The sequence below is a fragment of the Streptomyces kanasensis genome (assembly GCF_043077165.1).
Lineage (GTDB): Bacteria > Actinomycetota > Actinomycetes > Streptomycetales > Streptomycetaceae > Streptomyces > Streptomyces changanensis.
Genome location: NZ_JBIBSF010000005.1, coordinates 285,105 through 309,603 on the forward strand (window position 1 = coordinate 285,105; position 24,499 = coordinate 309,603).

Genomic DNA, 24,499 nt, shown 5'->3' on the forward strand with positions numbered 1-24,499 from the left:
AATCGGAACGAGCCGATTCGCCTCCAGCAGCAGTGCGGCGAGAACCGCGCGGGCGCGCGGACCGCCCAGGTGGAGATCTTGTTCTCCGACCGAAACCACCAACGTGCCCAGAATGCCAAACCGGACAGCGCTCCCCCGTGAGGCCATCATGGAAACTCACTCTATGGGATGAACCAGGCGCATGAGGCAGTCATTTAAGCCAGTTGTTTGATCAATTCCGGTCAAGCCTGAACGAGGTGACTGATGAACAGATCCAACTTGACATGCCGACCTGTGGCCAAGAATACTCGCTCACTGTTGGTGACTTGTACGCGTAGACGGTTCACATGTGACGCCGCGCACAAGCCGGTGGTGAAACACCGGGAACACCACTGACGGACCGTCGGAACGGTTCCGTCCCCCTCTCGCAGTACCGATACGACCCCCCGCCGCGTTCCGCGCCCCACCGTGCCGCCCCCGCGTCACGGCGTCCCTCCGCGTCGCACCACGCGCCACCAGGAACCACCCCACGCACGACGGCACCTCACGCCCCACCGCGTACCACCACCCCCACCGCTCCACGCCCCGCGCCACTTCGGCGCGCCCGCGCCCGATCGACCGCGCGTGCAGCGATCCGCGAACCCCACCGCTCCCGCCCCGGGACCGGACCGCCCCTCAGGAAGGAAGCACCACGCCATGCCGCGTTCCGAACCGCTGCCGCTCTACGGCAAGGAGTACAAGGCCGACCCGTACCCGCTGTACCGGAAGCTCCGCGAGGAGGGCCCGGTCCACCGGGTCAACTTCCCCAGCGGCGTCAACGCGTGGCTGGTCACCGGGTACGAGGCGGCGCACGGCGCCCTCAACGACGACCGCCTCGGCAAGAACCACGACCTCGGCAACAAGGCGTGGCGCGACCGGGCGGCGATCATGCCGGAGCCGCAGCACTCCCAGCTGCAGGTGCACCTGCTCCACCAGGACCCGCCGAAGCACACGGTCATGCGCAAGCTCGTCACCGAGGCGTTCACGCCCCGCAACGTCGAGCGGAAGCGGGCGCGCTTCGAGGAGATCGCCACGGAGCTGCTCGACGCCGCGCTCGGCGCGTCCGACGCCGAGGACGGCAGCGGCGTCGTCGACGTCGTCGGCGCCTTCGCCGCCCACTACCCCTTCCGCGTCCTCGCCGAGGTCATCGGCCTGCCCGAGGCCATCGCCGCCGGCTTCGACCGGGACTGGGGCAAGGTCGTCCAGCCCGTCGGCCCCAGCGACCCGCTGCGGCCCGTGTACGAGGGGCGCCTGCGCGGCCTGCAGAACTACATCGCCGAGGTCGTCGAGCACAAGCGCGCCCACCCCGGTGACGACCTGCTCACCAAGCTCGTCCGGGCCTGCGAGGCCGGTGAGATCACCAAGGAGGAGCAGGACTCCATCGTCTTCCAGCTCCTCGTCGCCGGACAGGAGCCGGTGACCAACCAGATCACCACCGCGCTCGTCGCCCTCCTGCGCCACCCCGCCCAGCTGCGGCGCCTCCAGGAGGCCGTCGGCGGCGAGATGAGCGACGCGGACAAGGCGTTCCTCGTCCGCGCCGTCGAGGAACTCCTGCGCTACGACAGCGCCTTCGAGCTCACCACGTGGCGGTTCTTCGCCGAGGACTCCGACCTCTACGGCACCACCGTCCCCGCCGGCGACTCCGTCATCGTGTCGCTCTGCGCCGCCAACCGCGACCCCGAGCGCTTCCCCGACGCGGACACGCTCGACCTCGACCGCTCGCCCAACCCGCACATGGCGTTCGGGCACGGCATCCACTTCTGCCCCGGCGCGGCCCTCGCCCGCGTCGAGCTCCAGATAGCCGTCCGCGAACTGCTCAACCGGCTGCCGCAGATCCGCCTCGCCGTGCCGGACGAGGAGCTCGTCTGGGTCGGCGCCGTCCTCGCCCGCGGCCTCAACGAACTGCCCGTCGCCTACGGCCCCTCGGACGCCACCCCGCGCGGTGGCTGCCCCGTACGGCACTGAACCGGCCCGGTCGCGTGCCCACCGCACCGCACCCGGCCGGGCACGCCGGGACCGCCCCCGGACCACACCTCCCCGCACCACGACTCACGGAAGCGAGCCGATCAGCCATGTCCGAGTCCGCCACCACGACGAGCCACGCCCTGACGCCCGAGGTCGAGCGCATCAGCCACGAGATCGTGCGGCTGCTCATCCCGCACCGGCGCACCGTCGAGCCCGACACCCATCTGGACAAGACGGACGACTTCCCGGAGCAGCTGGCCCAGATACGCGACTTCGTCGCCAACAACGAGCAGGTGATCTTCAGCCTGCCCGGCTTCCCGTGCAAGTCGCCCAACCTGGACAAGGTCTTCAGCCACCTCCCCGACCACGGCGAGCGGCTCGCGCTGCGCTTCCTCGACTCCCTGTGCGCCGAGATCGAGAAGGTCTACGCGCCCGGAGCCAAGGTCCTCATCTGCTCCGACGGCCACATCTTCGGTGACGTCATCCACGTGCCGGACGCGCACATCGACGCGTACAACGACGCCATCGCCGACATGATCCGCGCCGAGGGCCTCGCCGACCACCTCGACACCTTCGACCTGCGCGACGTGTACGGGCCCGACCTCACGTACGACGAGAAGCGCCAGCGCGCCGCCGTGACCCTGGGCCCCTCGCTGGAGGAGCTGCGCGCCGAGGTGCGCGAGGACGAGTCGTCCCTGCGCATGTACCGCGGCATCACCCGCTTCCTGGTGGAGGACACCGCGAACTGGGAGGGCACCCGGTCGGCGCTCCAGCGCGACTGCCGCCGCCGCGCCTACGAGGTCATCCTCCGCAGCCGCGCCTGGAGCGAGCTGATCGCCGAGAGCTATCCGCGCAACGTCCGCCTCTCCATCCACCCGCAGAACCGCGGCTCCATCAAGTTCGGCATCCGCCTGCTGGGCGCCGCCGACGCGTGGACCACCCCGTGGCACTCCACCCTGCTGCACCGCGCGGACGGCACCTGGGAGCTGATGCACCGCCGCGACGCCCAGAAGATCGGCCGGGAGGTCTACGTCGACGGCCGCCCCAGCCACTTCGAGGCGATCGGCACCGGCACCGGCTCCGACGCCGAGGACCGGCCCGCGGCGGCGTGACGTCCGCCCCGCCCGGCCGGCGCGACCCCCGCGGTCCCGCCGGCCGGGCGCGCCCGGACCGCAGGGTCCCCGCCGCGGCGGACCGGACCCTCCGGGCCACCCGGCCCGAGACGTCGTACGGAAAGGAGTGCCCTTCATGACCGTGGCCGCCTCGGTGGTCGAGCCCCTCCCCAGCCACGCACTGCTGATCCTGCTGCTCCAGGTGGGCGTGCTGCTGCTGGCCGCGCTGGTCCTCGGCCGCCTCGCCGAGCGACTGGGCATGCCGGCGGTGGTCGGGGAGCTGACGGCCGGGGTGCTCCTCGGACCGTCGTTGCTGTTCCACGTCGCGCCCGGCGTGGGGAACTGGCTGTTCCCGCAGACCGCCGAGCACATGCACCTGCTCGACGCGGTCGGACAACTGGGCGTCATCCTGCTCGTCGGCTTCACCGGCATCCACCTCGACCTCAAGCTCGTCCGGAGGCAGGGGGTCCGCGCGGCGGGCGTCGGCGCCGCCGGACTGCTGGTGCCGCTCGCCCTCGGCGCCTGGCTGGGCTTCGTCCTGCCCGCGCAGCTGCGCGCCCCGGGCGCCGACCAGACCGTGTTCGCGCTCTTCGTCGGTGTGGTGATGTGCGTCAGCGCCATCCCCGTCATCGCGCGGACCCTCATCGACATGAAGCTCATCCACCGGGACATCGGCCAGATGATCCTGGTCGCGGGCACCATCGACGACGCCGTCGGCTGGGTGCTCCTGTCCCTGATCGCCGCCATGGCCACCACGGGCCTGTACGCCGGCGAGGTGGTCACCACCCTCGGTGAGGTCGGCCTGCTCCTCGCCGCCACCATGACCGTCGGCCGGCTCGTCGTCGGCGCCGCCATGCGTGCCGCCGCGCGGTCCTCCGTACCGGGCCTGTCGGTGGTCACCGCCGTCGTCCTGATGACCCTGTCGGCCGCCGGAACGCACGCGCTCGGCCTGGAGGCCGCCCTGGGGGCGTTCCTCTGCGGCATCCTCGTCGGCGGCACCAAGGACTTCGACGCGTCGGCGCTGTCCCCGCTCAACACCACCGTGATGGTGGTCCTCGCGCCGCTGTTCTTCGCCACCGCCGGACTGCGCATGGACCTCACCTCCCTCGCCGACCCGGTGGTCGCGCTGTGGGGGCTCGCCGTCTTCGCCGTCGCCGTGGCCGGTAAGTTCCTCGGCGCGTTCATCGGCGGGGCGGCCACCCGGATGAACCGCTGGGAGTGCCTCGCCCTGGGGGCCGGGATCAACGCCCGCGGCGTCATCGAGGTCATCATCGCCCTCATCGGCGTCCGCCTCGGGCTCCTCACCGTGGAGATGTACTCCATCGTCGTCCTCGTCGCCGTCCTCACCTCGCTGATGGCCCCGCCGCTGCTCCGGATGGCCATGAACCGCGTCGAGCAGACCGCCGAGGAGGAACTGCGCGGTGACCGCTTCCTGGCGCCGCCACCGTCACCCAAGACGCCCGCGACGAGCACCACCGCCGACTCGTGACCGGGACGGCCGCGCCGGCGCACCCACCACTTCCGGAAGGGACCGCGGGATGAAGGGAATCATCCTGGCCGGCGGCCACGGCACCCGGCTGCACCCCATCACCCTGGGCGTCTCCAAGCAGCTGCTGCCGGTCTACGACAAGCCGATGATCTACTATCCGCTCTCCGTCCTGATGCTCGCCGGCGTCACCGACATCCACATCATCGCGGCCCCCGGCGACGTCCCGGGCTTCCAGCGGCTCCTCGGCGACGGCTCGACCCTGGGCCTCACGCTCACCTACGCCGAGCAGGACAAGCCGCGCGGCCTCGCCGACGCGTTCGTCCTCGGCGCCGAGCACATCGGCGACGACTCCGTCGCCCTCATCCTCGGCGACAACCTCTTCCACGGGCCCGGCTTCGGCGAGATCCTCCGCACCAGCGCCCGGGACGTCGACGGCTGCGTGCTGTTCGGCTACCCCGTCGGCGACCCCGAGCGGTACGGCGTCGGCGAGGTCGACGCCGACGGCCGGCTGATCGGCCTGGAGGAGAAGCCGGCCCGGCCCCGCTCCAACCTGGCCATCACGGGCCTGTACTTCTACGACAACGACGTCGTCGACATCGCCCGCTCGCTGCGCCCCTCGAACCGCGGCGAACTGGAGATCACCGACGTCAACCGCACCTACCTGGAGCGCGGCAAGGCCACCTTCGTCCAGCTGGGCCGCGGCTTCGTCTGGCTCGACACGGGCACCCACGACGCCCTCACCGAGGCCGGCCAGTACGTGCAGATCCTCTCCCACCGGCAGGGGGTCCGCATCGGCTGCGTCGAGGAGATCGCCTGGCGCATGGGGTACATCGACCGCGACGCCTGCCACCGCCTCGGCCTCGCCCTCGCCAAGTCGCCCTACGGGCAGTACCTGATGGAGATCACCACCGACGACCGGCACGCCGAGCCGGCCAGGAGAGACGAGGAGCCCGCATGAGGATCCTGGTGACCGGCGGCGCCGGCTTCATCGGCTCGCACTACACCCGCGCCCTCCTCGACGACACCTACGAACCGGGCGCCGCGCACACCGTGACCGTCCTCGACGCGCTCACCTACGCCGGCGACCGCGCCAACCTGCCCGCCGCCCACGACCGCCTCGCCTTCGTCCACGGCGACGTCTGCGACGCGGCGCTCCTCGCCGACCTGCTCCCCGGACACGACGCCGTCGTCCACTTCGCCGCCGAGTCGCACGTCGACCGCTCCATCGACGGCGGCGCCGACTTCGTCCGCACCAACGTCCTCGGCACGCAGACCCTCCTCCAGGCCGCCGTCGACGCCGGCGTGGGCCGCGTCGTCCACGTCTCGACCGACGAGGTGTACGGGTCGATCGAGACCGGGTCGTGGACGGAGGACTCGCCCCTGCTGCCCAACTCGCCCTACGCCGCCTCCAAGGCCGGCTCCGACCTGATCGCCCGCGCGTACTGGCGCACCCACGGCCTGCCCGTCAGCGTGACCCGCTGCTCCAACAACTACGGCCCCCGCCAGCACCCCGAGAAGGTCATCCCGCGCTTCGTCACGAACCTCCTGGAGGGCGAACCCGTCCCCCTGTACGGCGACGGCCGCAACCGCCGCGAGTGGCTCCACGTCGACGACCACTGCCGCGCCCTGCACCTCGTCCTCACCCGCGGCCGGCCCGGGGAGGTCTACAACGTCGGCGGCGGCGACGACCTGTCCAACCGCGAACTCACCGAGCGGATCCTCGACCTGTGCGGCGCGGACGCGTCGATGATCCGCCACGTGCCCGACCGCAAGGGCCACGACCTGCGCTACGCGCTCAGCGACCGCAAGATCCGTGAGGAGCTCGGCTACGCGCCCCGCCACACCCTCGCCGAGGGCCTCGCCGCCACCGTCGCCTGGTACCGCGACAACCCCGACCGGTGGAAGGCCGCGCGCACCCCGCACCACCCCTGATCCGTCACGCACCCGAGGAGAGCCATGACCACGTACGTCTGGGACTACCTGCCCGAGTACGAGAAGGAGAAGGACGACATCCTCGACGCGGTGGCCACGGTCTTCGCGTCCGGCCGCCTCGTGCTCGGCGACAGCGTCTCCGGCTTCGAGGAGGAGTTCGCCGCCTACCACGGCGGCGGCCGGTGCACCGGCGTCGACAACGGCACCAACGCGTTGAAGCTCGCCCTGGAGGCGCTCGGCGTCGGCCCCGGCGACGAAGTGATCACCGTCTCGAACACGGCCGCGCCGACCGTCGTCGCGATCGTCTCGACCGGCGCCACGCCCGTCTTCGTCGACGTCCGCGAGGAGGACTTCCTCATCGACCCCGAGAAGGTCGAGGCGGCCGTCACCGACCGCACCAAGGTCCTCCTCCCCGTCCACCTCTACGGCCAGTGCGCCGACATGGAGCCGCTGCGCCGCATCGCCGACCGGCACGGGCTGAAGATCCTGGAGGACTGCGCCCAGGCCCACGGCGCCCGCCACCACGGCCGCCTCGCCGGGACCATGGGCGACGCCGCGGCGTTCTCCTTCTACCCGACGAAGGTCCTCGGCGCGTACGGCGACGGCGGCGCCGTCCTCACCGCCGACGAGGAGACCGACCGGGCCATGCGCCAGCTGCGCTACTACGGCATGGACAAGGTCTACTACGTCGTCCGCACCCCCGGGCACAACGCCCGCCTCGACGAGGTCCAGGCCGAGATCCTGCGCCGCAAGCTCACCCGCCTCGACACCTACGTCGAGGGCCGGAACGCCGTAGCCCGCCGCTACGAGCAGGGCCTCGGCGACCTCACCGGCCCCGGCGGGCTCCTGCTTCCCGCCACCAACCCCGGCAACAGCCACGTCTACTACGTGTACGTCGTCCGCCACCCGCGCCGCGACGAGATCATCGAGGCCCTCAAGGCCCACGACATCTCCCTCAACATCAGCTACCCGTGGCCCGTGCACACCATGTCCGGCTTCGCCCACCTCGGCGTGGAGCCCGGGTCGCTGCCCGTCACCGAACGGCTCGCCGGCGAGATCTTCTCGCTGCCCATGTACCCCTCGCTGCCCGAGGACGTCCAGGAGCGCGTCATCACCGCCCTGCGCTCCGTCCTCGCCGCGCTGTGACCGCCGTCCCCACCGACCAGGGAGCCACCACCGTGCAGGTGCAGAAACTGGGCATCGAGGGCGCGTTCGCCTTCACGCCGCCCGTCTACCGGGACGACCGCGGCCTGTTCACCTCGCCCTACCAGGAGGCCCCCTTCAGCGGGGCCCGCGGCCGGACCCTCTTCCCCGTCCGCGACATCAGCCACAACCTCTCCGCCCGCGGCGTGCTGCGCGGCATCCACTACACGACCACGCCGCCCGGCCGGGCCAAGTACGTCTACTGCCCCTACGGCCGGGTCCGGGACTACCTCGTCGACCTGCGCGTCGGCTCCCCGACCTTCGGCCGCCACGAGACCGCGGAACTCGGCGGCGACACCTGCCAGGCCCTGTACATCCCGGTCGGCGTCGGCCACGCCTTCCTCTCCCTGGAGGACGACTCCATGGTCGTCTACGTGATGTCCGAGGGGTACACCGCCGCGAACGAGCTGGCCGTCTCCCCCCTCGACCCCGCACTGGCGCTGCCGATCCCCGACGGGTACGACCTGGCCCAGTCCGAGCGGGACACCGCCGCGCCCACCCTCGCCGAGGCGCGGGAACGCGGTCTGCTGCCCGAGTACGACACCTGCCTGAAGGTGGAGGCGGCGCTGTGGCAGTGACCCCCGCCCCGCGCGTCGCCCTGCTCGGCGCGACCGGTTTCGTCGGCTCCGCCGTCCTGCGCGAGCTGGCCGCCCGACCCGTCCGGATCCGTGCGGTCTCCCGCCGACCGGCCCGGATCCCGGACGGCGCCCGCGCCGACGTCGAGGTGCGCGCCGCCGACCTCACCGAGCCCGGCGAGATGGCCGCCGCCGTCGCCGACGCGGACGTCGTCGTCCTCGCCACCCTGTACAGCGCGGCCACCTCCACCTGGCGCATCGAGGACGGCGACTCCTCCGCCGAACGCGTCAACGTCGGGCTCGCCCGCGACCTCGTCGACGCCCTCGCCGCCCGCGGCGCCGGGCCCCTGCCGAAGGTCGTCTTCACGGGCGCCGCCTCCCAGGTCGGACCCACCGACAAGGAGGTCCTCGACGGCACCGAGGAGGACCGCCCGGCCGGCGAGTACGACCGGCAGAAGCTCGCCGCCGAGCGGCTCCTGCTCGACGCGAGCGCCCGCGGCGTGCTCCGCGGCACCTCCCTGCGGCTGCCCACCGTCTTCGGGTACGGCCCCGGCTCCACCGCCCGCGACCGCGGCATCGTCTCGGCGATGACCCGCCGCGCGCTGGCGGGCGACCCCATCACCATGTGGCACGACGGCAGCGTCCGCCGCGACCTGCTCTACGTGGAGGACCTGGCGCGGGCCGTCGTCGCCGGCGTCGACCACACCGACGCCCTCGCGGGCCGGCACTGGCTGCTCGGCACCGGCGAGGGCAGGCCGCTCGGGCCCGTCTTCCAGCAGGTCGCCGTCCTCGTCTCGGACCGCACCGGCAAACCGCCCGTCCCCGTCGTCTCCGTGGAGCCGCCCGCGCACGCGGAGGCCGGCGACTTCGCGAGCGTCACCATCGACGCCTCCGCGTTCCGCGCCGCCACCGGCTGGGCGCCCACCACCCCGTTCCCCGAGGCGCTGCGCCGCACCGTCGCGCACCTCGCCGACGAGGCGGAACGCGAGCGGCGCGCCCCGGGGGGCCGGCCGTGACCGCCGCCGCGCTCCTGCGGCCCCGGGCCGCCCAGGACCTCGCCGCGCGGCTCGCCCGCTCCGCCGCCGCCGTCGGCCACGGCGACCACGTGCGCACCGAGGACGTCCCGGGCTGGCTCGCCGCCCGCTCCCGCGCCCACCGGTTCGCCGTGCGCCGGGTGCCGCTGGACCGGCTCGACGGCTGGTCCTTCACCCCGGACGAGGGGGACCTCGTGCACCGCAGCGGCCGGTTCTTCGCCGTGCGCGGTCTGGCCGCCACCGTCGACGAGGGGCCGTTCGGCAGCTGGCAGCAGCCGATCATCCACCAGCCCGAGGTCGGCATCCTCGGCATCCTCGCCAAGGAGTTCGACGGGGTCCTGCACTTCCTGCTCCAGGCCAAGATGGAACCGGGCAACCCCGGGCTCCTGCAGCTCTCCCCGACCGTGCAGGCCACCCGCAGCAACTACCAGCGGGTCCACGAGGGCGCCGGGGTGAAGTACCTCGAACACTTCACGGACGCCGCCCGCGGCCGGGTGCTCGCCGACTCCCTCCAGTCCGAACACGGCTCGTGGTTCTTCCGCAAGTCGAACCGGAACATGCTCGTGGAGACGGACGCCGAGGTCCCCGAGGACCCGGACTTCCGCTGGCTGACCCTCGGCCAGATCGGCGAGCTGCTCCGCCACGACCACCTCGTCAACATGGACGCCCGCACGGTCCTCGCCTGCTTCCCGATGGCGGTCCCCGAGCCGGGCGCCCTCCACTCCGACACCGAGCTGCTGTCGTGGTTCACCGCCGAGCGGGCCCGCCACGACGTCGACGTGCGGCTCGTCCCCCTCGCCGGCGTCGCCGACTGGGCGCGGGACGCCGAGGGCATAGGCCGCCCCGACGGGCGCTTCTTCCGCATCACCGGCGTCACCGTCGAGGCCGGGAACCGCGAGGTCACCGGCTGGTCCCAGCCGTTGCTCGAACCGTGCGGCACGGGGATCGCCGCGTTCGTCTTCCGCCGCCTGGGCGGGGTCCCGCACGTGCTCGTCCACGCCAAGGTGGAGGCCGGGTACCTCGACACGATCGAACTCGCCCCCACCGTGCAGTGCACCCCCGGCAACTGGGACCCGGTGCGCACCGAGGACCGGCCGCCCTTCCTGGACCTGGTCCGCGCCGCCGACGAGCGGGGCACCGCCCACTACGCCGCGGAGCACTCCGAGGAGGGCGGCCGGTTCCTGGAGGCCCGCATCCGGTACCTCTTCGTCAGCGCCGACGAGGACGCCGCGCCCGTCGACCCGCCGCCGGGCTACCGCTGGGTGACGGTCGGCCAGCTCAACTCGCTGACCGCGCACGGCCACTACGTGAACGTGCAGGCCCGCACCCTGCTGGCCTGCCTCAACTCCGGTGCCGTCCGGCTCTGAGGAGCGCGCCCCCAGGCGCCACCGACCACCGTTTCGTCCACGAGGAATGGAGGAGCCATGCCCGGCACACCCCCGTCCGGCGCGGCCGTCCGCGTCGCGCTGGACGCCGGCGGGCTGACGCTCTCCGGTCTGCTCGCCGAGCCGGCCGGGGAGCCGAGGGGAACCGTGCTCGCCCTGCACGGCGGGGGCATGACCGCCGGGTACTTCGACGGCCGGGCACACCCGAGCGTGTCCCTGCTGGCCCTCGGGGCCCGCCTGGGCTACACCGTCCTGGCCGTCGACCGCCCCGGGTACGGCGCCTCCGCACCCCACCTGCCGGACGGGCTCGGCGTCGCCGACCAGGCCGAACTGCTCCGGGCGGCGATCGCCGACTTCGCCGCCCGGTACCGGCTCGGCGGGGGCCTGCTCGTCCTCGGCCACTCCTTCGGCGGCCAGGTGGCGCTGACCGCCGCCGCCCAGGGGCTCCACGAGGGCCTGGTCGGGTTGGACATCTCCGGGTGCGGCCACCGCCACGCCCTGCCCGGCGCGGGCCCCGGCGCGATGCCGGGCCCCGGCGGGATCCCCAGCCCGGCCGCCGGCCCGGACGGGCGCCGCCGGACCGGCTCGGCGCGGTGGAACTGGGGCCCGCCGAGCCTCTACCCGCCCGGCACCTTCACGGCCGGCGCCGAGCTGGTGTGCGAGCCGCCGGCCCGCGAGGTGGCGCAGGCGGCGCGCTGGCCGCGGGACTTCCCGCGGGTGGCGGCGCGCACGACGGTGCCGGTGCGCCTGACGTTCGCCGAGCACGAGGCGTGGTGGCGGCACGACGCCGAGGCGCTGGCGGAGCTGACCGCGTACTTCACGGCGGCGGAGCGGGTGCAGGTGGCCCGCCAGACCGCCGCCGGGCACAACATCAGCCTCGGCTGGGCCGCCGGCGCCTACCACCGCCGGGTCTTCGCCTTCTTCGAGGAACTGCTGTGCTGCGGGGGCCCCGCCCACCGCCTGGACGGCGTCCGCTCGGCCAGCCCGGCGTGAGAGCGGAAGGGGCCGCCCACCTCCTCCCGGGGGGGTGGGCGGCCCTTCGCGCGGCGCGACCGGTCAGCGGTAGGACCACTCCGAGTGGCGCACCACGAGCGCCTCGGTGCGGACGTCGCCGCTCTGCTCGAAGTGGAGCGTGAAGGGGATCCGCTGGCCGAGCCGGACCGGCTCGCGCAGCTTCACCATCACGTCCGTGCCGTACGGGGTCATCTCCAGCGTCCCTGCGGCGGGGACCTCCACGGAGGCGATCATCTGCATCTTGGCGGCCGCCTCGCCCGCGTCCGCGTCCTGCGCGAGCATCGCCTCGGTCACGGCCGGGGAGCTGACGCCCGTCAGCCGGTCGGTGGCGTTGCCCCCGTTCGTGATGGTGAACACCACGGCGGTCGACTCCCGGCCGGGGAACGGCTGGAGCAGCCGCGCGTGCGTCACCTCCGGCTCCGCGGGCGTGCCGGCGGCGCCGGCCGCCGTCCAGGCGGTGAGCCCGCCCATCGCGATCGCGCTCGCCACGGCCGCGGCCACCGCGGGCAGGACGTTCTCGACCCGGCGTACCAGGGCCCTCATGCGGGTGCCTCCGTCGTCCTGCGCGCGGCCGCGGCCGGGCGGCGGGGCTGCCACCCGCGCAGCCGCAGGCTGTTGGTCACGACGATCACCGAGCTGACCGACATGGCGGCGGACGCCACCATCGGGTTGAGCCAGCCGGTCGCCGCGAGGGGGATGAGGACGGCGTTGTACCCGAACGCCCACACCAGGTTGGTCCGGATCGTGCCGAGCGTGCGGCGGGCCAGCAGGACGGAGTCGGCGACGGCCTCGATGTCCTCCCGGACCAGCGTCACGTCGGCCGCGCCGATCGCCGCGTCCGTACCGCTGCCCATGGCGATGCCCAGGTCGGCGCCGGCCAGGGCGACGGTGTCGTTGACGCCGTCGCCGATGACGGCGACCCGGCGGCCCTCGCCCTTCATCCCGGCCACCAGCGCGGCCTTGTCCTCCGGCGTGCACCGGGCGTGCACGTCCGCCGCGGGGATGCCGAGCTCCTTGGCGACGGCGTGGGCCGTGGCCTCGCGGTCACCGGTGGCGAGCACCGGACGCAGCCCGAGCCGCCGCAGCCGCTCCACGGCGCGGTACGCGCCCGGCCGCAGCGTGTCGCCCAGCGCGATCAGCGCCCGGGCGGAGCCGTCCACCTTGACCAGGACCGGGGTGTGCGCACCGCTCTCGGCCTTGGCGAGCGCGGCGGCGAGCGGCTCGGGCAGCACCTCGTCCCCCGGGGCGCACACCTCCACCCGTACGCCGTCGACCCGGCCGGCTACGCCCACACCGGTGGTGGAGGCGAAGTCGGCGACCGGGGGCAGCGCGTCCTCGCCGAGGGTGCGCCGCGCGTACCCGGCGATGGCGCGGCCCAGGGGGTGGTCCGAGCCCTGCTCGACCGCGCCGGCCAGCCGGAGCACCGCGTGGACGGGCGACGGGCCCGCGCCCTCGCCGCCGTCCGCGTCGTCGACGGGGGTGACCGCGATGACGTGCAGCTTGCCGGTGGTGAGCGTGCCGGTCTTGTCCAGGACCACGGTGTCGACGGCGCGCAGTGACTCCAGCGCGCGCGGACCCTTGACGAGGATGCCCAGCTGGGCGCCGCGCCCGGTCGCCGCGAGCAGCGCCGTCGGGGTGGCGAGGCCCAGGGCGCACGGGCAGGCGACGACCAGCACGGACACGGCGACCGTCACGGCCGCCTGGGCGTCCGCGCCGGCGCCGAGCCAGAAGCCCAGCACGGTCACGGCCAGTGCCAGCACCACCGGGACGAACACCCCGGCCACCTGGTCGGCGACGCGCTGCGCCCGGGCCTTGCCCGCCAGGGCGTTGGTGACGAGCTTGGTGATGCGGGCCAGCTGCGTGTCCTCGCCGACCGCGGTCGCCCGGACCAGCAGCAGACCGCCGGCGTTGACGGCGGCGCCCACGGCGGGGGAGCCGGGGCCGACCTCGACGGGGTCGCTCTCCCCGGTCACCAGCGACAGGTCGAGGGCCGAACTGCCCTCCACGACCACGCCGTCGGTGGCGACCTTCTCACCGGGCCGCACGACGAAGACCTGACCCACGCGCAGCTGGTCGATCGGGACGCGGCGCTCGCGCCCCGACTTCTGGCAGCGTACGGAGACCTCCTTGGCGGCCAGCTCGGCCAGTGACCGCAGCGCGGCGCCGGTGCCGCGCTTGGCCCGGGCCTCCAGGTACCGCCCGGTCAGCACGAACAGCGGGACGGCGACCGCCGCCTCCAGGTAGATGTGGGCGACGCCCGCGGACGCCGACGGCAGCAGCGTGAACGGCATCGTCATGCCCGGCTGCCCGGCGCCGCCGAAGAACAGCGCGTACGTCGACCAGGCGAAGGCCGCCACGGTGCCGAGGGAGACGAGCGTGTCCATCGTGGACGCCCCGTGCTGCAGCCCCCGGACCGCCTTCACGTGGCAGGGCCAGGTGCTCCAGAACGCGACCGGCGCGGCCAGCGCGAAGCACAGCCACTGCCAGTTGCTGAACTGCAGGGCGGGGATCATGGAGAGGGCGAGGACGGGCACCGCGAGGAACGCCGTCACGATCAGCCGCCGGCGCTGTTCGGCGTCCTCGGCGGCGGCCTCCTGGTCGCGCCGCTCCTGCCGGTCGGCCCCGGTCCCGTCCTCGGGCTTCGGCGGCTCCGGCAGTTCGGCGGTGAAGCCGGACCGCTCGACGGCGGCGACGAGGTCGGGGACGGTGTAGGCGGGCGGGTGCGTGACCCGGGCGGTGTGCGTGGCGAGGTTGACCGACGCGACGACGCCCTCCAGCTTCGCGAGCCCCTTCTCGACGCGGGCGACGCACGCACCGCACGTCATGCCGCCGATGACGAGGTCGGTGGTGGTCGTGGCGTCGGCCACGGGTCCGGGCGCGGTCATCGGCTCTCCTCCATGTCCATGCCGCCCATGTCCATCCCGCCGCCGTCCCCGCCGCCGGGCATGTCGGCGGGCCGGCTGTCGCCGGGGTGGAGGCCGGGGGCGACGGGCCCGGCGAACGACCCGACGGTGTACGACACCGCCAGCAGGGCGACCAGCAGCGCCAGGAACCCGCTCAGGCCCAGCAGCGGACCGCGCGGCCGCGAGGCCCCGGGGCGGTCGGCCACGGCGTCGGCGGGGCGGCCGGCCCCGGGGTGGTCGGCGTCGGTGGGGCGGTCGGCCGCGGCCTGTTCGGGCTGGGCATCCTTCATGGTGTTCCGCTCCTGCACAGAAGCGCCCGCCAGCCGCGAATCCCGGTACGGGGGATGGCCCGGACACGCGGCTGACGGGCCGACAAGGGACGGGCCGCGCCTGGGAGAGTGGCGATTTCCCGCGGCCCGGGAATCCATGCTGGCACGAATGCGCGCCGAATCCACCCGGCTCGGCGGCAATGCCACACGTGAGCATTCTCCCGTTCCGCCCCGGGAACCCACGCGGGCCGCGGGCCGACTACCTGGAGAAAGCCTCCGCCGTTTTTCGGCCGCACCGCGAAGGCGGGCCGTCCGCTTCCGGTACGCCCGCGCCCGCCGCCCGGGAACCCACCCCCAACCACCTGCGACCATAAGGGTGTAGCCCGGCGCACGGCGGGCGTGAAAGGACCCAGCAATGCCGCACCACGGACAGGAACCCGCCCCGGACCAGCAGCCGCCCGACAAGCCGGGGAACCCCTTAACGGGTGACCGCAGTCCGTGGATCCTCGTCGCCATCGCGGGCGCCCTGTCCTTCACGGCAATGCTCGATATGAACGTCGTGAACATCGCCCTCGCCACCATATCCACCGACCTGGACGTCTCCCCGTCGATGGCGCAGTGGGCGGTCCTCGGCTACCAGCTCGCCGTCGTGTCGATGCTGCTGCCGGCGGGCCGCTGGCTGGACGGCGGCGCACGCGGCGGCGACGGCGCGGGGAAGGGCGGCGGCGGGGTCGGGCTCCGGTCCGCGCTGCTCCTGGCGATATCCGGGTTCACCCTCTGCGGGATGCTCGCGGCGCTGGCCCCCTGGATGGCGTGGCTGGCCGTCGCCCGGATCGCCCAGGGCACCTTCGGGGCCCTGCTGTTCGTCCTCATGCCCGTCCTGGTGATGCGCGCGGTGCCGCCGTCGGTGCGCGGCCGCGCGATGAGCGTGCCCGCCACGCTCGGCCCGCTGGGCGCCGTCACCGGACCCGCCGTCGGCGGTGTCCTGCTGGACGCGTTCGGCTGGCGGGCGGTCCTGCTCGTCAAGATCCCCGTGTGCGTGGTGGCCCTGCTCGTCGTGGTCCGCGTCCTGCCGAGGCGCGGCGGACTGACCGCCCCCGGCCGCCAGCCCCTCGTCGACGCCGCGCTCGTCGGCAGCGCCGTCGCCGCGCTCCTCCTCGGCCTCACCCTCGCGCCGGCGGTCCCCGCCTGGCTGCTGCTGGGCCTCGCCGCGGTGCCGCCGATCGTGTGGTGGACGCGCCGGCCCGCCGCCCGCCCCGTCCTCGACGTGGTGCGCGCCTCCGGCGTGGGCGGGGTGTACGGGGCGGTGTTCTCCCTGGCCGCCGGCTTCGCGGCCATGCACTACGTGGTGGCGCTGCGGCTCCAGGACGACAGCGGCCTGTCCGCCACCGCCACCGGGCTCACCGTCCTCGCCTTCCCCCTCGCCATGGGGCTCATGGGCCCCGTCGGCGGGCGCCTCGCCGACCGCTTCGGGCCCCGGCCCACGGCCCTCGCCGGCGCCTCGGTCACGGCGGTCGGCCTGACCCTGCTCGCGCTCAGCGGCGACCACTGGACCCAGGTGGACGTCGCCTGGCGGCTGGCGCTCGCCGGCGCGGGCATGGGCCTGTACGGCGGGCCGACGCAGACGCTGGTGATGACGGCGGCGCCGCCGCGGGCCGTCGGCATCGCCGGTTCCCTCGTGCAGCTCTCCCGCAGCCTCGGCTTCGCCATGGGCCCGGCGCTCGCCGGCGCCACGTGGGGCCTCGCGGGCTCCGCGCACGGCGCCCGGTACGCGCTGGCCGTCTCGGCGGGCGCGGCCTGGGTGTGCGTGCTGCTCCTCGCCACCCGCCGCCGGGCCGCCGGGCCGTCCGGCGGCGGCCCCGGAGGGCGGGCCGCAGCGGCCCCGGCGCCGGACCGCGTGCCGGCCGGACGCTGAGCGGACGCCGGGCGGGCGCCGGACGCCGGGCGGCGGACGCCGGTCGGGCGTCCGGTCGGGCGTCCGGCGGTGGGCGCTCCGGCGGGGCGCCACCCCCGCCGTACGACCCGCCCGGACGCGCGGGCCCGCGCCGCCTCCCCGGCCCGCGCCGGTGTCCCGGCCCGCGTCACCTCCCGGCGGCGCGGGCCGGTGGGCGTCACGGGCGCAGGGGCGCGTAGCGGCCGGGGGAGAGGATGCCGTCGGGGTCGAGGGCGTCCTTCAGCAGGGCCACGGCGTCCCAGGGCGCGGTGTCCCATGCGGTGAGGGTCGCCATCGTCTCCACGCCGACGCGGTAGAAGCGGAAGCCGTCGGCGTACAGCCGCTCGTGCAGCTCGGTGTTGCAGGCCCGGGCCGCCTCCTCCTGCGCCGGGTCGGTGCGGTCGAAGTACAGGTTGACGACCGACTCGAGGTAGTCCGGGCCCGTCGGGTTGACGGCGATGGCGGGCACGAGGCCGTGGTCCGCGCAGGTCTTCTCGACCAGGGCCACGAGGTCGGCGACCGTCCGTCCGTCGACCGCGGCCACCGGCATGCAGGCCAGGTAGCCGACCGTCGTGTCGTCGAGGACGTCGAGGTCGGTCGGGACCGCCGCGCCGGGCACGGACTGGTAGAGCCCCTGGAGGAAGGCCGTCGTCGGCCGTCCGGAGTGCACGTCGTACATGGCGGCGACCATCGGGTCGGCGTCCGGGGCCGCGGCGTCCTGCGCGCCCACCACCCGTACGGCCGCGCCCTCGGCGCCGAGGGTGGTCGTGATGTCGTCGACGGCCAGGTCCACCTGCGCGGCGGTGCCGTCGACGGCCACGGCGCCGGTCCAGGTCGGCACGCGGTCGCTGCGCGTCATGGCGAGGATCCGCTTGTCGTTGAAGACGTGCACGATGGACCGGACGGTGCCGCGCAGGAACAGCCCGCGCACCGCGTCGACCACGCCCGGCAGCGCCGTCTCGGAGCAGGTGAACATCAGCAGCCGCAGCTGCTCCTGACGGGGCAGCAGGTCCACGACCGCGGCGGTCACGACGCCCAGGTTGGACTGGACGAACAGCCCGTCGAGCGAGGGCCCGATCCCGTACGGGTAGTGGTGCAGCTGCCGCGTGCCCTCGCCCGCCCACAGGCCGGTGCGGATGCGGTCGCCGGTGCCGAGGACGACCTCCAGGCCGCGCACCTCCTCCGCGCGGTGCCGGCGGAAGCCCGTGCCGCGCTCCAGGAGGTTGCCGAGCACGGAGGAGTCGGGCGACGAGCCCGTCACGTTGGCCACCAGGTCCGGGGCGTGCTCGGCGAGGTGGTCGGCGAGCTGCAGCTGGGTGACGCCGGGCTCCACGACCGCGTACCGTCCGGCGCTGTCCACCGCGCGGATGCGGTTCATGGCGGACAGGTCGAGCAGCGCGCAGCCGTCCCGCACCGGCAGTCGGGAGCCCAGGCCCCAGTTGCGGCCGGTGCTGTACGGGTGGAGCGGCACCTTCTCCTCGCGGGCGATCCGCACGACGCGCTCGACCTGGTCGGGTTCGGAGGGCCGGAGCACGGCCACCACGCGGCGCGGCGTGAACGCCGACGTGTTGCGGGAGGCCGCCGCGAGGGCGTCCTCGTCGTACGCGATGGCATCGGGCCCGAGGACGTCGCGCCACCGCGCGACCGCTCTGTCCTCGCCCGCCGTGCTGTTCTGGCCCATGCGACCCTCACCTCTGCTGGAACGTCTGGATGGCCGCGCGCCGCCGCCCGCCCCGCCCGCGGCGGGCGGAAGGCCCCCGGGGCGGGACGGGCGACGGTGGCGCGGATGGTGCCGTGTCTTCCTCACCGCGGCCGGGGCCGCGGGTGGTGCAGGTGGTGCTGCGGTTGGTGCAGGCGGTTCTGGTGGCGCGGGGCGTACGCGGTGCGGGTGGAGCGGCCGGTGCCAGCGGGAGCGACCCGCGCCCGTACCCGCGCCGCACCCGCAGCGCGCGCCCGCGCCCCGCGCCCGTACCCGTGCCGGCGCCTGTGCGGTGCGCCGGCACGGGTACGGGCCGTGCCGGGAAGGGCCGGGTCAGGCGTGGTCGCCCAGCTCCAGCATCCCGGCGTGCAGCAGCCGCTTGAGGAGCCGCTCCTGGCCCTCGTGCAGGTCCTGCACCAGCTCGCTCCAGAGCACGGGCCCCCCGCGGAGCCGCGCCCAGAGGTCCGCCGCCCCGTCCCGCTCGTCCAGGCCGCGCACCTGCACCGCCTCGGGGTCACCGGGGATGTGGAACCGGTGGCAGTCCAGCGGCCGGTCGAGCGGCGACTCGACGAGGTGGCCGTTGCGGACCGGGTCCTCCCAGTACGCCTTGATGGCCTGCTGCTCCTCCTCCGACACGAGGTCCGGGTTCGGCGGGATGGCGGCCTTGAAGCCGGGGATGTCCAGCGCCGGGCCCTGGAGGACGGCCACGCCCTCCTTGAGGGAGACCTTCGTGTCGGCCGTGAGCTCCAGCGCGTTGGCCTTCGCGAAGGCGGTCATGAACGGCCCGTCCACGCGCAGCCCGGCCAGGCCCTCGCCCTGCGCCAGCACCTGGAGGAGGTCCGGCGTGAACGCCGTGTTCAGCAGCGCCTGGAACGTCTTCTCGTGGCTCGGACCCGCCGGGCCCTCGGTGCCGCGGCTGTTCCAGTAGACGCTCTCCGGGTTGTCCTTGCCGATGGCGTGGTACCACTGGTCGATGGAGAGCGCGAACGACGACGCCATGCCGTGCCACTCGGTGTCGTAGTCCTCCCACAGCCCGCGCAGCTCCTCCTCGCTCATCTGCGAGCCGCTGGAGTGGCGGATGAGGGCGGCGGCGGCGCGCGCCTGGTTGGTGGCGAAGGCGACGCCGGAGGAGAAGAGCGGGTCGACGAAGTACGAGGCGTCGCCGAGCAGGATCCAGCGCCCGTCGAAGTCCGCGAACCGGTCGTTGATCATCGAGTAGTTGGTCGCCGTCAGCATCTTGTCGCCGACCGGGCGGATGTCCCCGATCAGCTCCTTGAGCTTCGGCACCTCCTTGATCGTGCGGAGGAACACCTCCGCGTCGGTGAAGTCGGTGCCCGGCTGCTTGAGGATCCCCGGGTCCGTGACGATGCCGATCGAGTGGGTGACCACCCGCTCCCCGTCGATGATCTTCGGTACGGGGATGTACCAGCACCAGCCGTCGCGGAAGGCGAAGCAGCCGATCGGGGACATGTCGTGCTCGCGGAAGATGTTCCAGTCGCCTTCCAGCGACTGGGTCGGCTTCCCGCCGAGGTAGTGCTGCCAGATGGCGATGTTGCGGTAGCCGGAGAGCCACTCGCGCTTCTTCTTCGTGACGACGCTGTTGCGTCGGCCCGAGGCGTCGACGAAGTAGCCGGCGCGCACCGTGCGGCCGTCCTTCAGCGTCACCTCCTGGCCCGGGCCGTCGGCCAGGGGCGAGCAGTCGGAGACCGAGACGCCCTCGAAGACCTCGGCGCCGCAGTCCCGCGCGTGGTCCAGCAGGATCGCGTCGAACTCCGAGCGGTTGGCGTGCACCGCCCAGCGGTGCGCCCCGTCCCGGACGGTGTTGTCGTGGTCGAAGAACGCCACGTGCGGGTCCTCGCCCCGCCACTGGAAGATCCCGCCGAACTTCTTCACCCAACAGTCGCTGGCCAGGACCTTCTCCAGGGCCCCGCTCTCCTCCAGCACCGGTATCAGGGGGTGCGCGAAGGACTCCCCGATGTGCTCGCGGGGGAACTCCTCCTTCTCGAACACGGCGACGCTGAGCCCGCCCTGTCGCATGAGCAGCGCGGCGAGCGTCGCACCGCCCGGTCCGCCACCCATGATCACAACGTCGTAGTACGGTCGCATCAAGACTCGCCTCTCGTCAGCCTGGTGGTGCGTGTCGCGCTCACAGGACGTGCACGCGCCGGAGGTGGCGCGGCGAGCCCTGGGTGAACGGGGTACGGCCGTGCAGCAGCGCGTGGTTGTCCGTGACGACGAAGTCGCCGTCCTCCCACGCGTGCTCGTACATGACGTCCGGGGAGTACAGGCGCTCCCGGATGTCCGCGAAGAAGTCCTCCGCGTCGGTCCCCTCCGGCAGTCCCTCGACGTCGAGGAAGAGCGGACTGAGGAACTTCTCGGGGTCCAGCGGTTCCGCGTACCGCACGACCGGCTCGCCGGTGTGCGGGTGGCGCTGGACCAGCGGGGCCGTGATGTGGCCCCCGTAGTGCGCCGTCTTCTCCTTGCGGTACGTGATCTCCAGCGCCTCCCACCGGGCCCGCAGCTCGGCGGGGAGCGCGTCGAGGACCATGGTGGTGTCGCAGAAGGTGGTGCGGCCGCCGGTGCCCTTGGCGGGGGCGCGGACGCACTGGAAGATCTGGTGCGTGGGCGTCATCTCGGCGAAGGCGCCGTCCCAGTGGTAGGGCACCTCGCCGGGGGTGAAGACGTAGTCCTTCGGGTCGGCGTGCACCTCCAGGTCCAGCACCTCGCCGAAGTTCCACGACAGCAGGTCGCCCCAGCGCCGGGCGTAGGCGACCAGGTCGTCCTTGTGCGTCCAGGTGCGGAACCGGCGCAGCACGACGACGCGGTGCTCGCCGACCAGGGCCCGGACGGCCGCCGGGTCTACGTCGCCCAGGTCGGTGCCCGGCTCCCGGGCCTCCACGACGGCGCCGAAGGGCTTGAGGGCGGTGACGGTGTACGCGGTCATGAAGCGACCTCCTCGATGAGCGGCTTGAGGGACGACGAGACGTCCGGTGCGATGTAGTGGCTGTCCCGGCCGCCGCGGCGGACGAGCGTCGCGCCGAGCTGCTCGGCCTCGCTGCGCTTGACCAGGCGCACGCCCTCGCCGTCGTCGAGCGCCACGCCGTGCCAGGGGGTCAGCCAGTTGTCCCGGGTCCGCATCATGTGGATGCCGATCTTCTGGGAGTGGCTGACCTGCGGGTGGATGGAGAGGCGGAGCGCCTCGGGGAAGAAGTCCTCGACGAGGTTGCTCCACGCGTCGCTGCGCTGGATGACGTGGTAGGCGAGGGACTTGGTCTCCTCGCGGACGCTGTTGCGGCTGCGGCCGGTGGTCGTGGCCATCCGGTCCTCGAAGAGGAAGCGGTGGATGCCGCCGAAGATGTTCCGCGCGGCCGGCTCCTTCAGGGCGCGGGCGCGGACGTCCTCGACGGGGACCGCGTACTGGCTGGTGAGCATGGCGCGCTGCTCGTCGAAGGGGAAGCCCGGGAAGGCGTCCTGCAGCCCGTAGGTGTTGATCGCGTCGGCGCCGATCGCCTGCAGCAGCGTCTCCAGCTCGACGCCGTACGTCGCCACGTCCGCGTCGCCGACGCCGACGAGGTCGCTGAAGACGTGGCCGTCGGAGCAGATGGTGATGCGGGCGCCCGGCTCGTAGTAGTGGCGGGTGTAGTCGCACAGCTCCTGGAGGAACTCCAACGAGACGCGCTCGGCCATGTCCGGCAGGGTGCCGAGGACCTTCTCCGGGTTCGGCGACTTGGCCGGGAACGCCGGGATCACGAAGTGGACGGGAACGCCCTGTTCGATGAAGTGCTCGACCTTGGGCCGGTGCAGCGCGAAGCACTGCTCGCAGCCTCCGGCGGCGCAGTCGGCCGCGGCACCGTGGGCGAGACGGCGGAAAGAGAAGACCAGACGGAGTATCTCATCCGCGGGTGAACCGGACATCGTTCCCTCCTTGAGGGATGGGTGGGTGCGGTCATCGGGTGGCGCGCAGTCGGATGCCGGCGGCGCCTGCCGCGGCCTCCAGCGCGTCGAGACTGGGCAGTTCGAAGTCGGGCGCCTGCCCGGGGTCGGGTCGGCCGTACCCGAAGTCGACCCATGCCGCGGGCATCCCGGCGGACGCCGCGGCGGCGAGGTCGTGCCTGCTGTCGCCGACCATCAGGCCGGCCGAGCCGCCGGCCAGTTTCAGCGCGTGGTGCAACGGCTCCGGCGACGGCTTGCGGCCGACCGGGTCGTCCCCCGTCACCACGGCGTCGAACGCGCCGTCGAGGCCGAGCGCCCCAAGCAGGGCGTGCGTGACGCCGCCGGCCTTGTTGGTGCACAGCGCGGTGCGGATCCCCGCGGTCCGCAGCCGGGACAGCAGCTCCACCGCCCCCGGGTACGGCCGGGACTCCTCGGCGGGGGAGGCGGCGTACCCCGTGAGGTACGCCTCCTGCGCCCGCGCCACGACCGCCGGCCCCACGTCGCGCCCCGACGCGCGGACGGAGGCGTCGACGAGCGCCGTGCCGCCCTCGCCCACGCGGCTGCGGACCTCCGGGTGGGTCAGGACGGGCAGGCCGTGGGCGCGCAGCGCGGCGTTGACCGCGCGGACGATGTCGTCGAGCGTGTCGACCAGGGTGCCGTCGAGATCGAAAAGGACCGTGTCCACGGATCGCAGGCCGGTTTCCGTGGTTTCCGTGCGCGTAGTGATGTCGGCCTCAATTCCTCGATGGGGGTGCGGGGTGGCGGCGGAATTACCAATACCGCTCGTACGGCTGTTTCCGGCCACGGAGATCGAACCGCCCCGCGGGTGCACGTCAAAGGGGCGCGCCGATGACGTGGTGCCGCCGGGTGGGACCGTGGGGGGCGTCGTGCCGGGGAAGGGCGAAAGGTGCCGAGGGTGCCCCTGGGCATGCCGAACAACCCAGCTGAGCTGGGCGGATGAGCGCATTGCATTTCAGAGGAGCGCGGTTCATCATCGCTTTACGCGGTGTTTACGCGGAAAACGCGAAGCCCCCCGGAGGTGCTGCCCGAAGCGGGCATGAAACACCAACCTGGAGCCCATCTTCTTGGCGTGCGGGGGTTTTTGTCAAGGGCCGACCGGCGCCGCCGGCGGGCGGGAACGGAATGGTATCGACCTGGTAGTGGGGACCCTCAGGCTCATTGATGCCGTCGTCATACGCCTGCAGAGGATGCCCCATGCCATGTGCCGCTATTCCCGCCTATAGCCCGAGCACCCGGGTGACCCCCCGGCGGATCACCAGGAACCTGGTCGCGCTCGGGGAGCTGTACAACGAGCTGACGCACTCCCTCACCTCGTCGAGGTCCTCGCGGGGGGTGGTCGAGCGGGTGAGGGAACGCGGCGCACCCGGCATCCCGCTCAACACCCACGCCGTGGACCTCAGAGACCGAATACGCGGCGTGCTCGCGAGTTGGGCGGCGGTGGTCCGGGAGGAACGGGGGGTGCAGGCCCCGACCCGCAACACCGTGGCGCTCCTCGCCTTCCTCAGCCACCACGCGGGCTGGCTGGCCGGGCACGAGGCGGCGGGGGACCTCGTGACCGAGACCGACGAACTGGTCAAGTCCGCCTGGTCGGAGCTGTCCGGTCGCAGCGACCGGCACATGGTGATCGGCCCGTGCGTACGGCCCGGCTGCCACGGCACGCTCGTCGCGCACCTCGGCTCCGGCGCCCCGTCGGGCCGGGCGGCCATCACGTGCTCCGTCGAGCGCGGGCACACCTGGACGCCGGACCTGTGGCACACCCTGCACGAGGCGCCCACGCGCCCCGGCCGCGGACCCGTCGGGCTGACCGCCCAGGACATCTCCGCCGGCTGGCGCATCGCCTCCGGCACGGTGTACTGGCTGGCCAACACCCACCGCTGGCGCCGCCACAAGAACGGCCGCCGCGTCTTCTACCACCGCGACGACGTCCTGGCCACCATGAGGGCGCGCGCCGCGGGCGCGCTGGACGGGGCGCCCACCGGGCACACCGCGTAGCTCCGCGTCACCGTTCACCCCG

General features: G+C 73.6%; 20 protein-coding genes. 12 read left to right on the plus strand and 8 right to left on the minus strand.

The window, feature by feature from the left end:
* The first annotated feature begins 675 nt into the window (after window positions 1–675).
* The 10 genes from ACF053_RS15325 to ACF053_RS15370 all read left to right on the plus strand — a co-directional run bounded on the left by ACF053_RS15325 (window position 676) and on the right by ACF053_RS15370 (window position 11,706).
* On the plus strand, window positions 676–1,983 hold the full coding sequence (locus ACF053_RS15325) for a cytochrome P450 family protein (protein ID WP_391954325.1): 1,308 nt from the start codon (window positions 676–678) through the stop codon (window positions 1,981–1,983).
* Window positions 1,984–2,090: 107 nt separating this feature from the next.
* On the plus strand, window positions 2,091–3,095 hold the full coding sequence (locus tag ACF053_RS15330; RefSeq protein WP_391954326.1) for an L-tyrosine/L-tryptophan isonitrile synthase family protein: 1,005 nt from the start codon (window positions 2,091–2,093) through the stop codon (window positions 3,093–3,095).
* A 136-nt stretch (window positions 3,096–3,231) separates the two neighbouring features.
* A complete protein-coding gene (locus tag ACF053_RS15335; protein ID WP_391954327.1) occupies window positions 3,232–4,584 on the plus strand; it encodes a cation:proton antiporter in 1,353 nt (450 codons plus the stop codon).
* 49 nt (window positions 4,585–4,633) lie between these two features.
* The gene (gene rfbA / locus ACF053_RS15340) at window positions 4,634–5,542 is read left to right on the plus strand and encodes a glucose-1-phosphate thymidylyltransferase RfbA (RefSeq protein ID WP_391954328.1); all 909 of its coding nucleotides are present in this window, start codon (window positions 4,634–4,636) and stop codon (window positions 5,540–5,542) included.
* Window positions 5,539–6,516, plus strand: coding sequence for a dTDP-glucose 4,6-dehydratase (gene rfbB, locus ACF053_RS15345; RefSeq protein ID WP_391954329.1), 978 nt, complete (start codon window positions 5,539–5,541; stop codon window positions 6,514–6,516). Before rfbA ends, rfbB begins: the two co-directional genes overlap by 4 nt.
* Before the next feature lie 24 nt (window positions 6,517–6,540).
* Entirely contained in the window at window positions 6,541–7,662 is a 1,122-nt protein-coding gene (locus ACF053_RS15350) for a DegT/DnrJ/EryC1/StrS family aminotransferase (RefSeq protein ID WP_391954330.1), read from the plus strand.
* 32 nt (window positions 7,663–7,694) lie between these two features.
* The gene (locus tag ACF053_RS15355) at window positions 7,695–8,297 is read left to right on the plus strand and encodes a dTDP-4-dehydrorhamnose 3,5-epimerase family protein (RefSeq protein WP_391954331.1); all 603 of its coding nucleotides are present in this window, start codon (window positions 7,695–7,697) and stop codon (window positions 8,295–8,297) included.
* Entirely contained in the window at window positions 8,288–9,310 is a 1,023-nt protein-coding gene (locus ACF053_RS15360) for an NAD-dependent epimerase/dehydratase family protein (protein WP_079047238.1), read from the plus strand. The genes ACF053_RS15355 and ACF053_RS15360 overlap by 10 nt, the downstream gene beginning before the upstream one ends.
* Entirely contained in the window at window positions 9,307–10,695 is a 1,389-nt protein-coding gene (locus tag ACF053_RS15365; protein WP_391954332.1) for an NDP-hexose 2,3-dehydratase family protein, read from the plus strand. The genes ACF053_RS15360 and ACF053_RS15365 overlap by 4 nt, the downstream gene beginning before the upstream one ends.
* A 57-nt stretch (window positions 10,696–10,752) precedes the next feature.
* Window positions 10,753–11,706, plus strand: a complete 954-nt coding sequence (locus ACF053_RS15370) for an alpha/beta hydrolase (RefSeq protein ID WP_391954333.1) — start codon at window positions 10,753–10,755, stop codon at window positions 11,704–11,706.
* A 63-nt stretch (window positions 11,707–11,769) separates the two neighbouring features.
* Here ACF053_RS15370 and ACF053_RS15375 read toward each other — a convergent pair whose 3' ends face one another.
* The 3 genes from ACF053_RS15375 to ACF053_RS15385 are packed head-to-tail and all read right to left on the minus strand — an operon-like array spanning window position 11,770 to window position 14,920.
* On the minus strand, window positions 11,770–12,270 hold the full coding sequence (locus ACF053_RS15375; RefSeq protein ID WP_391954334.1) for a copper chaperone PCu(A)C: 501 nt from the start codon (window positions 12,268–12,270) through the stop codon (window positions 11,770–11,772).
* On the minus strand, window positions 12,267–14,612 hold the full coding sequence (locus tag ACF053_RS15380; RefSeq protein WP_391954335.1) for a heavy metal translocating P-type ATPase: 2,346 nt from the start codon (window positions 14,610–14,612) through the stop codon (window positions 12,267–12,269). Before ACF053_RS15380 ends, ACF053_RS15375 begins: the two co-directional genes overlap by 4 nt.
* Window positions 14,609–14,920 (minus strand): hypothetical protein, encoded by a 312-nt coding sequence (locus ACF053_RS15385; RefSeq protein ID WP_391954336.1) that lies wholly within the window; start codon window positions 14,918–14,920, stop codon window positions 14,609–14,611. The genes ACF053_RS15380 and ACF053_RS15385 overlap by 4 nt, the downstream gene beginning before the upstream one ends.
* Before the next feature lie 394 nt (window positions 14,921–15,314).
* Between ACF053_RS15385 and ACF053_RS15390 the strand changes: the two genes are divergently transcribed.
* Window positions 15,315–16,814, plus strand: coding sequence for an MFS transporter (locus ACF053_RS15390; RefSeq protein ID WP_391954337.1), 1,500 nt, complete (start codon window positions 15,315–15,317; stop codon window positions 16,812–16,814).
* A gap of 196 nt (window positions 16,815–17,010) precedes the next feature.
* Here ACF053_RS15390 and ACF053_RS15395 read toward each other — a convergent pair whose 3' ends face one another.
* From ACF053_RS15395 to ACF053_RS15415, 5 genes are all read right to left on the minus strand, one after another.
* Window positions 17,011–18,513 carry an FAD-binding oxidoreductase gene (locus tag ACF053_RS15395; protein ID WP_391954338.1) on the minus strand — a complete coding sequence of 501 codons (1,503 nt, stop codon included), beginning with the start codon at window positions 18,511–18,513 and terminating at the stop codon, window positions 17,011–17,013.
* A 351-nt stretch (window positions 18,514–18,864) separates the two neighbouring features.
* Complete coding sequence (locus ACF053_RS15400; protein ID WP_391954339.1) at window positions 18,865–20,637, minus strand: NAD(P)/FAD-dependent oxidoreductase; 1,773 nt, start codon at window positions 20,635–20,637, stop codon at window positions 18,865–18,867.
* 40 nt (window positions 20,638–20,677) lie between these two features.
* Window positions 20,678–21,475 carry a TauD/TfdA dioxygenase family protein gene (locus tag ACF053_RS15405; protein WP_391954340.1) on the minus strand — a complete coding sequence of 266 codons (798 nt, stop codon included), beginning with the start codon at window positions 21,473–21,475 and terminating at the stop codon, window positions 20,678–20,680.
* A complete protein-coding gene (locus ACF053_RS15410) occupies window positions 21,472–22,446 on the minus strand; it encodes an L-tyrosine/L-tryptophan isonitrile synthase family protein (RefSeq protein ID WP_058941798.1) in 975 nt (324 codons plus the stop codon). The genes ACF053_RS15405 and ACF053_RS15410 overlap by 4 nt, the downstream gene beginning before the upstream one ends.
* A gap of 31 nt (window positions 22,447–22,477) precedes the next feature.
* Window positions 22,478–23,149, minus strand: coding sequence for an HAD family hydrolase (locus ACF053_RS15415; protein ID WP_391954341.1), 672 nt, complete (start codon window positions 23,147–23,149; stop codon window positions 22,478–22,480).
* Between the two features lie 530 nt (window positions 23,150–23,679).
* Here ACF053_RS15415 and ACF053_RS15420 point away from each other — a divergent pair.
* On the plus strand, window positions 23,680–24,477 hold the full coding sequence (locus tag ACF053_RS15420) for a helix-turn-helix domain-containing protein (RefSeq protein WP_391954342.1): 798 nt from the start codon (window positions 23,680–23,682) through the stop codon (window positions 24,475–24,477).
* Window positions 24,478–24,499 lie beyond the last annotated feature (22 nt).